The organism is Pseudomonas sp. 15C, from assembly GCF_055484735.1.
On record NZ_JBUDGD010000030.1, the window covers coordinates 52,560 to 64,740 of the forward strand.

Here is a 12,181-nt window from a genome sequence, read left to right on the forward strand (position 1 = left end):
AACAGCATGCGCACACTGACGATTGAACCGCTGACCAAAGAAGCCTTCGCCCCTTTCGGTGACGTGATCGAAACCGACGGCAGCGATCACTTCATGATCAACAACGGTTCGACCATGCGCTTCCACAAACTGGCGACGGTCGAAACCGCACAGCCTGAGGACAACGCGATCATCAGCATTTTCCGCGCCGACGCGCAGGACATGCCGCTGACCGTTTGCATGCTGGAACGCCATCCGCTGGGCAGCCAGGCTTTCATTCCGCTGCTCGGCAACCCTTTTCTGATCGTGGTCGCGCCACTTGGCGATGTACCTGTATCAGGCTTGGTCCGCGCCTTCGTCACCAACGGCAGGCAGGGCATCAATTACCATCGCGGCGTCTGGCACCACCCGGTGCTGACGATCGAAAAGCGGGATGACTTCCTGGTGGTTGATCGCAGTGGCACAGGCAATAACTGCGATGAGCATTTTTTCAAAGAGGATGAGCGTTTGATCCTCGCCCCCCACCAATAAGAGAAGGTCTGATCACTCGACAACAAGAGTGACAGGCGAGAGGTAAAGACTGTGGAAGCACATCTGTTGGAATGGCTGAACCTGAGCGTGCGCTGGGTTCACATGATCACTGGCGTGGCCTGGATCGGCGCGTCGTTCTACTTCGTCTGGCTGGAGAACAACCTCAACCGCGTCAACCCGAAAACCGGTCTGGCCGGTGATTTGTGGGCGATCCACGGCGGCGGCATCTACCACCTGGAAAAATACAAACTGGCCCCACCGTCCATGCCGGACAACCTGCACTGGTTCAAGTGGGAAGCCTACTTCACCTGGATGTCGGGGATCGCGCTGCTGTGCGTGGTGTTCTACTCCAACCCGACGCTCTATCTGCTCGCACCGGGCAGCACCCTGAGTGGTCCGGAAGGCGTGGCCATCGGTCTCGGCTCGCTGTTCGTCGGCTGGTTCATCTACTCCTTCCTCTGCGACTCGGCGCTGGGCAAACGCCCTGCCCTGCTGGGCTTCATCCTGTTCGTGCTGATCATCGGCGCGGCGTATGGCTTCAGCAAAGTGTTCAGCGGTCGCGGTGCGTACCTGCACGTCGGCGCGATCATCGGCACCATCATGGTCGGCAACGTGTTCCGCATCATCATGCCGGCGCAACGCGCACTGGTTGCAGCCATCGCTGAGAACCGCACACCGGACCCAGCGCTGCCGGCCAAGGGTCTGCTGCGTTCGCGACACAACAACTACTTCACCCTGCCGGTGCTGTTCATCATGATCAGCAACCACTTCCCGAGCACTTATGGCAGCCAGTACAACTGGTTGATCCTGGCCGGGATCGCGGTGCTGGCGGTGTTGGTGCGTCACTACTTCAACACCCGTCACGACAGCCACAAGTTCGCCTGGACCCTGCCGGTCGGCGCGGTGGGCATGATCTGCCTGGCTTACGTCACCGGCCCGATGCCGATGTCGAACGCCCCGGACGTGGCCAAGGCACCGGCGAAAATCGAGTACCAGCCATTGCCGGAAACGGCGCTGGGTGGTGGCGCGAAACCGGCTGATGCGGCGCAACCTGCCGAGCCTGCCGCAGCACCAGCGCAAGCCTCCAATGCCGGTCCAGGTTTCGACAAAGTGCATCACGTGATTCAGGAACGTTGCACGGTTTGTCACTCGTCGAAGCCGACCAGCCCGTTGTTCAGCGCAGCGCCCGCCGGTGTGATCCTCGACACCCCCGAGCAGATCCGCCAGAACGCGGCGCGCATCCAGGCGCAAGCCATCACCACGCAGATCATGCCACTGGGCAACATCACCCAGATGACCCAGCAGGAACGTGACCTGATCGGTGCATGGATCGCTCAGGGAGCGCAGACCAACTAAGCCGTAAAAGCATCGCTGGCAAGCCAGCTCCCACAAGGTTTTGCACTGCCTGTGTGGGAGCTGGCTTGCCAGCGATTGGCCGCAACGCGGTCACCTGATGCAAAGAAACAGCTGCAAGCAACCCGGCAGCTGTTAATCACAAGAATAAAAAAGATCCGAGGTGTTGCATGTCCGAGCTGTCCAAAGCGCGCATCCCCGACGCACCCGCCATTCAGCGTTTGCCCCTTTTGCAACTGATCCTGGTCGGTCTGCAACATGTTCTGCTGATGTACGGTGGCGCCATCGCGGTGCCGCTGATCATCGGACAGGCCGCTGGCCTGAGTCGTGAAGAAATCGCCTTCCTGATCAACGCCGACCTGCTGGTCGCCGGCATCGCCACCATCGTGCAATCGCTTGGCATCGGCCCGATGGGCATTCGCATGCCGGTGATGATGGGCGCCAGTTTCGCGGCGGTCGGCAGCATGGTCGCCATGGCCGGCATGCCGGGTATTGGTCTGCAGGGGATCTTCGGTGCAACGATCGCCGCCGGTTTTTTCGGCATGCTGATCGCACCGTTCATGTCCAAGGTCGTGCGTTTCTTCCCGCCGCTGGTGACCGGCACGGTCATCACCTCGATCGGCTTGTCGTTGTTCCCGGTGGCCGTGAATTGGGCCGGTGGTGGCGTCGACGCTGCGCAATTCGGCTCACCGATTTATCTGGCCATCGCCGCTCTGGTGCTGGCGACCATTCTCTTGGTGCACCGCTTCATGCGCGGTTTCTGGGTGAACATTTCCGTGCTGATCGGCATGTGCCTGGGCTACGTGCTGTGCGGCGTGATCGGCATGGTCGACCTCAGCGGCATGGCCAGCGCGCCATGGATTCAGTTCGTCACGCCGCTGCATTTCGGCATGCCCAAATTCGAACTCGCACCGATTCTGTCGATGTGTCTGGTGGTGGTGATCATCTTCGTCGAGTCGACCGGGATGTTCCTCGCGCTGGGCAAGATCACCGGCCAGGAAGTCTGCCCGCGCATGCTGCGGCGCGGCTTGCTCTGTGATGCCGGCGCGTCGTTCTTCGCTGGGTTCTTCAACACCTTCACCCACTCCTCGTTCGCGCAGAACATCGGCCTGGTGCAGATGACCGGCGTGCGTTGCCGCTCGGTGACCATCGTCGCCGGCGGTCTGCTGATCGTCCTCAGCCTGCTGCCGAAAGCAGCATTTCTGGTGGCGTCGATTCCGCCGGCGGTACTCGGTGGCGCGGCGATCGCGATGTTCGGCATGGTCGCTGCGACCGGAATCAAGATCCTCCAGGAAGCCGACATCGGTGACCGTCGCAACCAGTTGCTGGTCGCGGTCAGCATCGGCATGGGCCTGATTCCGGTGGTCCGTCCAGAGTTCTTCGCGCACCTGCCAATGTGGATGAGCCCGATCACCCACAGCGGCATCGCCATGGCCACCCTCAGCGCGCTGACGCTGAACCTGTTGTTCAACATTCTCGGCGGCAAGGAGCGTGCGGCGATCAATGATTGCCATGCGCACTGACAGCCACACAGTGATCTTTATGCAGGAGTGAGCCTGCTCGCGATAGCGGTATGACATTCAACAATTGAATTGACTGAAAGAACGCCATCGCGAGCAGGCTCACTCCTACAGAAGCAACAGCTCTGCGCCTCAAACAATAAAAACAAGAGTGAGCAACCGATGATCCGCACGCAAACCAGCGTCATGTTGAGTGGCGGCCTGCTGGCCGCGAGTCAGGCCATGGCCGGCGATCTGCTGCTGTGGCAGACCAACAGCCTCAGCTATCTGTACGGCAAGAACTTTGCCATCAACCCGTCGATCCAGCAGACCGTGACCTTCGAGCACGCCGACCGCTGGAAGTACGGCGACAACTTCCTGTTCGTCGACAAGATCTTCTACAACGGCAAGGAAGATGCCAACAAAGGCCCGCACGCCTTCTATGGCGAATTCAGCCCGCGCCTGTCGTTCGGCAAGATCTTCGACCGCAAGATCGAGTTCGGCCCGATCAAGGACGTGCTGCTGGCGATGACCTACGAGTACGGCGAAGGCGAGAGCGAGGCGTACCTGATCGGCCCCGGCTTCGATCTGAAAGTCCCCGGTTTCAACTACGTCACGCTGAACTTCTACCGCCGCCAGACCGAAGGCCCGCGCCCCGGCGACGGCGTCTGGCAGATCACCCCCGCGTGGTCTTACAGCTTTGCGCTGGGCAACTCCGACGTGCTGATCGACGGCTATCTGGATTGGGTCGTCGACAACGACGAAAACTCCCGCGGCACCTACCACGCCAACCTGCACATCAATCCGCAGATCAAATACGACCTCGGCAAAGCCTTGGGCTGGAGTCAGAAGCAGCTGTATGTCGGCACTGAATACAGCTACTGGAAGAACAAGTACGGCGTCGAAAACACCCCCAACTTCGACACCAATCAAAACACCGCGAGCCTGCTGCTCAAGGTGCACTTCTAGGATGATCCGCAACCGTGCGCCCTGCCTGTCGTCGGTGCTCTGTTGCGGGGCACTTGAGACCTGGCCGTTGAGTCAGTATTCTCCGCGGCCTTCCGAATTCGGTCTAAAAAAAAGCCCGAATTTAATTCCTGACCGAAAAGCCAACTTATCCCGGCCCCGGTCAGTACCGAGGCAACCCGAAAACACGCGCAATCGACTGTTTTTTCAACAGCCGAGCGGGCGTTTTTTGGCTTTTCGAACGCCTTGGCTCAGCTCTTGCTAACAGCATTGAAGCTGACCGATCGGATGAATTTTGCAGCAACGAAAAAAGGCGCCACACCAGAGCGCCGATCTTAGAAAAACAAACGTGGAACACCTACTTTGGGAGCAACCGAATGAAACGTATGTGCACCAGCCTGATGCTTGCGGGATCGCTGCTGGCCGGGGGGCAGGCCATGGCCGACGGCCTTTTGCAATGGCAGAACAACAGCCTGACCTACCTCTATGGCAAGGACTTCCAGGTCAATCCGCGCATTCAGCAGACCGTCACTTTCGAACATGCCGATGCCTGGAAATATGGGGATAACTTCCTGTTCATCGACAAGATCTTCTACAACGGCAAGGAAGATGGCGGCGTCGGCTCCAACACCTACTACGGCGAACTGAGTCCGCGTCTGTCGTTCGGCAAGATCTTCGATCAGAAACTGGCGTTCGGCCCGGTGACCGACGTGCTGCTGGCGATGACCTACGAGTTCGGTGAAGGCGATACCGAGTCGTACCTGATCGGTCCGGGTTTCGATCTGGCAATTCCGGGCTTCGACTACTTCCAGCTGAACTTCTACCAGCGTCACACCCAGGGCGCGCGCGCCGGTGACAATGTCTGGCAGATCACGCCGGTGTGGTCCTACACGATTCCGGTGGGCAACTCGAATATCCTCATCGACGGTTTCATGGACTGGGTAGTCGACAACGACTCCAACTCCAAGGGCGACTATCACGCCAACCTACACTTCAACCCACAAGTCAAATATGACTTGGGCAAGGCGCTGAATTTTGGCGAGAAGCAGTTGTATGTCGGTGTTGAATACGATTACTGGTCGGACAAGTACGGCATCGAAGACAGCCAGTACTTCAAGACCGATCAGAGCACCACAAGCTTCCTGGTGAAGTTCCACTTCTGATCCAGTGGCGTCCGCGAGGACGCCTTCGCCAGCAGGCTGGCTCCCACAGGGTTCTGTGCTGTACACAAAACCAATGTGGGAGCCAGCCTGCTGGCGATGGCCGCACCGCCAATATCAAGCGGGTGCCACCACCTCAGCAATCCCCAAAAACTTGCACAGTTCTTCTCTTTTTGCCAACGCATCCCGCCGCCCCAACTCAATCAACTCGCTGCAATACCCCGCCTCGAACAACAGATAACTGAGCACCCCCGCCCCGCTCGTCCTGGTCGCCCCCGGCCCGCGCAAAAACAACCGCAACGCCGCCGGCAATTCCTGGCGATGGCGTGCGGCGATTTCATCGATCGGCTGGCTCGGCGCAATCACCAGCACCTCCACCGGCGCCACGCCCAACTCGCGGGTCGGCGTACCGTCCGGCAGCAAGTGACTGAACTGGTTGAGGCGCTGCAGCAACTCGATGTCGCTCTCAAGACTGTCGATGAACGTGCTGTTGAGCATGTGCCCGCCGATCTGCGCCAGCGTCGGTTGTTGCCCGTTGTAGCTGCGCGCCAGCGGTTGCTGCGGATCGACTCCGCGCGGGTTGCCGCTGACACCGACCACCAGCACGCGGCTGGCACCCAGGTGCAGGGCCGGGCTGATCGGTGCCGACTGGCGCACAGCACCATCGCCGAAAAATTCATCGTCGAGTTTCACCGGTGCGAACAGCAACGGGATCGCCGAGCTGGCCAGCAGATGCTCGACCGACAACGACGTCGGCACACCGATGCGCCGATGCCGCAGCCAGGCATCGATGGTGCCGCCACCCTCATAAAAGGTCACCGCCTGCCCCGATTCGTAGCCAAACGCCGTCACCGCCACCGCGTGCAATTGCTTGCGGGCGATGGAATCCGCGATGCCGGGCAGGTGCAGTTTTTCATTGAGCAATTCGCGCAGCGGCGAACTGTTGAGTAGCGCCACCGGCATTTGCCGGCCGAGGCCGAGCAGGCTGTGGCTGACAAAGCGGCTGGCCTGGCGGATCACCCCAGGCCAGTCACTGCGCAGCACACGATGGCTGCGCAAGCCTTGCCAGAACAAGGTCAGGCGTTCGATGGCGGCGCGAAAATCCGTCGCGCCGCTGGCCAGGCTGACTGCGTTGATCGCCCCGGCCGAGGTGCCGACGATCACCGGAAACGGATTGTCTGCGCCCAGCGGCAACAGTTCGGCAATCGCCGCCAGCACGCCCACCTGATACGCCGCTCGCGCCCCGCCGCCGGAAAGAATCAAACCTGTGACCGGTTCAGCTGGGCGCATCGCAACCCTCCAGGGTGCTTATGGAAAAGGTTCGATCAAGCGCGTTTGGCGTACAGCTTCGGCTCGCCCGGCGGGCGGCTCTTGAAGCGCCGATGCGCCCAGAGGTATTGCTCGGGGCATGCCCGCAACGCGCTTTCGACCCACTGATTGATGCGGATGCAGTCGGCCTCTTCGGTTTCGCCGGGGAAATCTTCGAGCGGCGGATGGATCACCAGCCGATAGCCGCTGCCGTCCGCCAGACGCTCCTGAGTGAACGGCACCACCAGCGCCTTACCGAGACGGGCAAATTTGGTTGTCGCAGTCACTGTCGCCGCCTGAATGCCGAACAGCGGCACGAAGATGCTCTGCTTGGCGCCGTAGTCCTGATCCGGTGCATACCAGATCGCCCGGCCCGAGCGCAGCAGCTTGAGCATGCCGCGCACGTCGTCGCGCTCCACCGCCAGCGAATCGAGGTTGTGTCGCTCGCGGCCGCGACGCTGGACGTAGTCAAACAAAGGATTTTTGTGTTCGCGGTACATGCCGTCGATGGTGTGCTGCTGGCCGAGCAGCGCCGCGCCGATTTCCAGGGTGGTGAAGTGCGCGGCCATGAGGATCACGCCTTTGCCCTCGCGCTGGGCCTTCTGCAGATGCTCGAGGCCTTCGACGTGAGCCAGTTTCGCCAGACGCTCGCGCGACCACCACCAGCTCATCGCCATCTCGAAGAAAGCGATACCGGTGGAGGCGAAGTTTTCCTTGAGCAGGCGTTTGCGTTCGGCGGCGGACCTTTCCGGGAAGCACAGTTCCAGATTGCGCCGGGCGATGGCCCGTCGGTCGCCGGCCACGCGATACATCAACGCGCCCAAAACTCGACCGATGGTCAGCAGTGCCGGATACGGCAACTGCACGATCAGCCATAAAAGCCCCAGACCGCACCAGAGCGGCCAGAAGCGCGGAGCAAGAAATGCTTTTCGAAAACGCGGGCGATCCATTAAAGCTTCCGTAAATACAGTGGCCGCGCATTCTACATCGTTCGACCCGGCTTGCGGCTCGCGGGCGTTCTCGTTATAAGTCTCGGCACTTTTAGTGACAAGCCGTTGTATGCCGACATGAGCCAAACCGACCCGTTAGACCAAGATCCCGTATTCCAGCTCAAGGGCAGCATGCTGGCCATTACTGTGCTGGAACTGGCCCGTAACGACCTCGAGAGCCTCGATCGGCAATTGGCCGCGAAAGTCGCCCAGGCGCCGAATTTCTTCAGCAACGCGCCGCTGGTCCTGGCGCTGGACAAACTGCCGCCGAGCCAGGGCGCCATCGACCTGCCGGGGCTGATGCGCGTGTGCCGTCAACATGGCCTGCGCACGCTCGCCATTCGCGCCAGCCGCATCGAAGACATCGCCGCCGCCATCGCCATCGACATCCCCGTGCTGCCGCCGTCCGGCGCCCGTGAACGGCCGCTGGAAATGCCCGAAGCGGAAGTCAAAAAGAAGCCGGAAAAACCGCCCGAGCCGACGGTCAAACCGACCCGTGTCATCACCACGCCAGTGCGTGGTGGCCAACAGATATATGCCCAGGGTGGCGATCTGGTGGTGGTGTCCTCGGTCAGTCCGGGGGCGGAACTTCTCGCCGATGGCAACATCCATGTATACGGCCCGATGCGTGGCCGCGCGCTGGCCGGCGTGAAAGGTGATACCAAGGCACGGATTTTCTGTCAGCAATTGAGCGCTGAACTGATCTCCATCGCCGGTCATTACAAGGTCTCCGAAGATTTGCGTCGCGACCCGATGTGGGGTTCGGGCGTGCAGGTCAGCCTGTCGGGCGACGTGTTGAACATCATTCGGCTTTAACGGATACTGCCGCATTTTCCAAGCATCTCTAAAACGTAGCGAAAACGGCTCAAACGAAGTAGGAAAAAGGCCTTATAGCCAAATTCCAGCCAAGGCTGTCCGACTGCAGTAGTTTTCAAGAGATGTTTTTCAGGGGCTGAACAGTCCTTCTTCCTTAGGGGTGAAACACCTTGGCCAAGATTCTCGTGGTTACATCCGGCAAGGGTGGTGTGGGTAAGACCACCACCAGCGCCGCTATCGGTACCGGTCTCGCGCTGCGCGGCCACAAAACAGTGATCGTCGACTTCGACGTCGGCTTGCGTAACCTCGACCTGATCATGGGTTGCGAGCGCCGCGTGGTATACGACTTCGTCAACGTCGTGAACGGCGAAGCCAACCTGCAACAGGCGCTGATCAAAGACAAGCGTCTGGAAAACCTCTACGTGCTGGCGGCCAGCCAGACCCGCGACAAAGACGCGCTGACCGTCGAAGGCGTGGAAAAAGTCCTGATGGAGCTCAAGGAACAATTCGAGTTCGTCGTCTGCGACTCTCCGGCGGGCATCGAAAAAGGCGCGCACCTGGCCATGTACTTCGCTGACGAAGCGATCGTCGTGACCAACCCGGAAGTCTCCTCGGTACGTGACTCGGACCGCATGCTCGGCCTGCTGGCGAGCAAATCGCGCCGCGCCGAACGTGGCGAAGACCCGATCAAGGAACACCTGCTGATCACCCGCTACCATCCAGAGCGTGTTGAAAAAGGCGAAATGCTCGGCGTTGAAGACGTCAAGGAAATCCTCTCGGTAACGCTGCTCGGCGTGATCCCGGAATCCCAGGCGGTGCTCAAGGCATCCAACCAGGGCGTGCCAGTGATTCTCGACGACCAGAGCGATGCCGGTCAGGCCTACAGCGATACCGTCGACCGCCTGCTGGGCAAAGAAAAAGCCCACCGATTCCTCGATGTCGAGAAGAAGGGATTCTTCGAGCGCCTGTTTGGAGGTAGGTAATGAACCTTTTTGACTTCTTTCGTGCCAACAAAAAGCCAAGTACCGCCTCGGTAGCGAAAGAGCGTCTACAGATCATCGTGGCGCATGAGCGCGGCCAGCGCAGCACGCCGGATTACCTGCCAGCCTTGCAGAAGGAACTGGTCGACGTGATCCGCAAGTACGTCAACATCGGCAACGACGACGTACATGTTGCACTGGAAAGCCAGGGCAGTTGCTCGATTCTGGAACTCAACATCACCCTGCCCGATCGCTGAGTCGACCCGGCAGGTACGACGGCGGTTCAGGGCCATTCCTTCAGTGGAGTGGCCCTGAACCGCCGTTGGCATTTGTTACGAGGCTGTTTAATGCCGCTGTCCAACATCCGCATCATCCATCAGGACGCCGCCGTACTGGTGGTCGACAAACCGACCCTGCTGCTCTCGGTGCCCGGCCGCGCTGACGACAACAAGGACTGCCTGATCACCCGCCTGCAGGAAAACGGCTACCCGGAAGCGCGCATCGTCCATCGTCTGGACTGGGAAACCTCGGGCATCATCTTGCTGGCTCGCGACGCCGACACGCACCGCGAGCTGTCGCGGCAATTTCACGACCGCGAAACCGAAAAAGCCTACACCGCACTGGCCTGGGGTCAGCCGGCGCTCGACAGCGGCAGTATCGATCTGCCCCTGCGTTACGATCCGCCGACCAAGCCACGGCACGTGGTCGATCACGAATTTGGCAAGCATGCGCTGACGTTCTGGAAGGTGCTGGAGCGTTGCGGCGACTGGTGCCGCGTCGAACTGACGCCGATCACCGGGCGCTCGCACCAATTGCGCGTGCACATGTTGTCGATCGGTCATCCGTTGCTCGGCGACGGGCTCTACGCCCATGAACAGGCGTTGGCGGCGTGGCCCCGGCTGTGCCTGCACGCGAGCATGCTCAGCTTCACCCACCCGCAAAGCGGCGAACGCCTGCGCTTCGAATGCCCGGCGCCGTTCTGACCGCCACACCGTCCCCTTGTAGGAGTGAGCCTGCTCGCGGCGCTCTGTCAGTCAATCAACAATGATCTGACACACTGCAATCGCGAGCAGGCTCACTCCTACAGGGGTTATGGTCCGGATTCAATTGTTCGGCCAATACGTTAAACTCGCGCCCATTGCTGTCTGGAGTTTCTTATGCGCGAAGAGTTGAACCAAGGCCTGATCGACTTTCTCAAGGCCTCCCCTACCCCGTTCCACGCCACCGCCAGTCTGGTTCAGCGTCTGGAGGCTGCCGGTTACGTGCGTCTCGACGAGCGCGAGCCATGGACCACCGAGCCGAACGGCCGCTATTACGTCACCCGTAACGACTCTTCCATCGTCGCCATCAAAATGGGCCGCACCTCGCCGCTGCATGGCGGTATCCGTCTGGTCGGCGCGCACACCGACAGCCCGTGCCTGCGGGTCAAGCCGCAACCGGAACTGCAGCGTCAGGGCTTCTGGCAGCTGGGCGTCGAAGTCTACGGCGGGGCATTGCTGGCGCCGTGGTTCGACCGCGATCTGTCGCTGGCCGGCCGCGTGACCTTCCGCCGCGACGGCAAGGTCGAGAGCCAGTTGATCGACTTCAAGGCGCCGATCGCGATCATTCCCAACCTGGCCATTCACCTCAACCGTGAAGCCAATCAGGGCTGGGCAATCAACGCGCAGACTGAGCTGCCACCGATCCTCGCGCAGTTCGCCGGTGACGAGCGCGTGGATTTCCGCGCCGTGCTCACCGATCAACTGGCCCGCGAACACGGTTTGAACGCCGACGTAGTGCTCGATTACGAGCTGAGTTTCTACGACACGCAAAGCGCGGCGGTGATTGGCCTCAATGGCGATTTCATTGCCGGCGCGCGCCTCGACAACCTGCTGTCGTGCTACGCCGGCCTGCAAGCCTTGCTCAACGCCGAAACCGACGAAACCTGCGTGCTGGTGTGCAACGACCACGAAGAAGTCGGCTCCTGCTCGGCCTGCGGTGCCGATGGTCCGATGCTCGAACAGACCCTGCGCCGCGTGCTGCCGGAAGGTGACGAGTTCGTTCGCACCATTCAGAAATCCCTGCTGGTCTCGGCCGACAACGCCCACGGCGTGCACCCGAACTATGCGGAGAAGCACGACGCCAATCACGGTCCGAAGCTCAACGCCGGCCCGGTGATCAAGGTCAACAGCAACCAGCGCTACGCCACCAATAGCGAAACCGCCGGTTTCTTCCGGCATCTGTGCATGGCCGAAGAAGTCCCGGTGCAAAGCTTCGTGGTGCGCAGCGACATGGGCTGCGGCTCGACCATCGGCCCGATCACCGCCAGCCACCTGGGCGTGCGCACCGTCGACATCGGCCTGCCGACGTTCGCCATGCACTCGATCCGCGAGCTGTGCGGCAGCCATGATCTGGCGCACCTGGTCAAAGTGCTCAGTGCGTTCTATGCCAGTCGTGACTTGCCTTAAAGACTGAGAAGCTTCGCGAGCAGGCTCGCTCCTTACCCTGGAAAGCATTCCAACTGTGGGAGATTCTATGGTTCATGCCTAGCCCCTAAACGCCTTTGGGTGAGTATTCGCTCTGGTTTTTCAACAGAGCAAATACCACCCGTGCAAGCTTGC

General features: G+C 60.6%; 12 protein-coding genes. 10 read left to right on the plus strand and 2 right to left on the minus strand.

From position 1 onward, the window contains the following. Window positions 1-6: 6 nt before the first annotated feature. The 5 genes from ACYYKW_RS16500 (at window position 7) to ACYYKW_RS16520 (ending at window position 5,491) form a co-directional block, all read left to right on the plus strand. Window positions 7-510, plus strand: a complete 504-nt coding sequence (locus ACYYKW_RS16500; protein WP_258449931.1) for an ureidoglycolate lyase — start codon at window positions 7-9, stop codon at window positions 508-510. A 51-nt stretch (window positions 511-561) separates the two neighbouring features. Continuing rightward, on the plus strand, window positions 562-1,866 hold the full coding sequence (locus ACYYKW_RS16505) for a urate hydroxylase PuuD (RefSeq protein WP_093103210.1): 1,305 nt from the start codon (window positions 562-564) through the stop codon (window positions 1,864-1,866). A gap of 167 nt (window positions 1,867-2,033) precedes the next feature. Beyond that, a complete protein-coding gene (locus tag ACYYKW_RS16510) occupies window positions 2,034-3,386 on the plus strand; it encodes a nucleobase:cation symporter-2 family protein (protein ID WP_042608508.1) in 1,353 nt (450 codons plus the stop codon). A gap of 159 nt (window positions 3,387-3,545) precedes the next feature. Beyond that, on the plus strand, window positions 3,546-4,331 hold the full coding sequence (locus ACYYKW_RS16515) for an outer membrane protein OmpK (protein ID WP_093103213.1): 786 nt from the start codon (window positions 3,546-3,548) through the stop codon (window positions 4,329-4,331). Between the two features lie 374 nt (window positions 4,332-4,705). After that, window positions 4,706-5,491 (plus strand): outer membrane protein OmpK, encoded by a 786-nt coding sequence (locus tag ACYYKW_RS16520; protein ID WP_090282488.1) that lies wholly within the window; start codon window positions 4,706-4,708, stop codon window positions 5,489-5,491. A gap of 114 nt (window positions 5,492-5,605) precedes the next feature. On the opposite strand, the gene ACYYKW_RS16525 is transcribed toward ACYYKW_RS16520, so the two are convergent. Both ACYYKW_RS16525 and ACYYKW_RS16530 read right to left on the minus strand, forming a co-directional pair. Then, window positions 5,606-6,778, minus strand: coding sequence for a patatin-like phospholipase family protein (locus tag ACYYKW_RS16525; protein WP_464990568.1), 1,173 nt, complete (start codon window positions 6,776-6,778; stop codon window positions 5,606-5,608). 35 nt (window positions 6,779-6,813) lie between these two features. Continuing rightward, window positions 6,814-7,746: a lipid A biosynthesis lauroyl acyltransferase gene (locus ACYYKW_RS16530; protein ID WP_464990569.1), complete on the minus strand. Its 933-nt coding sequence runs from the start codon at window positions 7,744-7,746 to the stop codon at window positions 6,814-6,816. 117 nt (window positions 7,747-7,863) lie between these two features. Here ACYYKW_RS16530 and minC point away from each other — a divergent pair, with 117 nt between their 5' ends. The 5 genes from minC (at window position 7,864) to ACYYKW_RS16555 (ending at window position 12,028) form a co-directional block, all read left to right on the plus strand. Then, window positions 7,864-8,601: a septum site-determining protein MinC gene (minC, locus tag ACYYKW_RS16535; protein WP_090282485.1), complete on the plus strand. Its 738-nt coding sequence runs from the start codon at window positions 7,864-7,866 to the stop codon at window positions 8,599-8,601. A 170-nt stretch (window positions 8,602-8,771) separates the two neighbouring features. Then, window positions 8,772-9,584: a septum site-determining protein MinD gene (minD, locus tag ACYYKW_RS16540; protein ID WP_007913953.1), complete on the plus strand. Its 813-nt coding sequence runs from the start codon at window positions 8,772-8,774 to the stop codon at window positions 9,582-9,584. Continuing rightward, window positions 9,584-9,838 (plus strand): cell division topological specificity factor MinE, encoded by a 255-nt coding sequence (gene minE / locus ACYYKW_RS16545; RefSeq protein ID WP_003223146.1) that lies wholly within the window; start codon window positions 9,584-9,586, stop codon window positions 9,836-9,838. The genes minD and minE overlap by 1 nt, the downstream gene beginning before the upstream one ends. Before the next feature lie 90 nt (window positions 9,839-9,928). Next, window positions 9,929-10,564, plus strand: a complete 636-nt coding sequence (locus ACYYKW_RS16550; RefSeq protein WP_464990570.1) for an RluA family pseudouridine synthase — start codon at window positions 9,929-9,931, stop codon at window positions 10,562-10,564. A gap of 174 nt (window positions 10,565-10,738) precedes the next feature. Continuing rightward, window positions 10,739-12,028, plus strand: coding sequence for a M18 family aminopeptidase (locus tag ACYYKW_RS16555; protein ID WP_090282483.1), 1,290 nt, complete (start codon window positions 10,739-10,741; stop codon window positions 12,026-12,028). Window positions 12,029-12,181 lie beyond the last annotated feature (153 nt).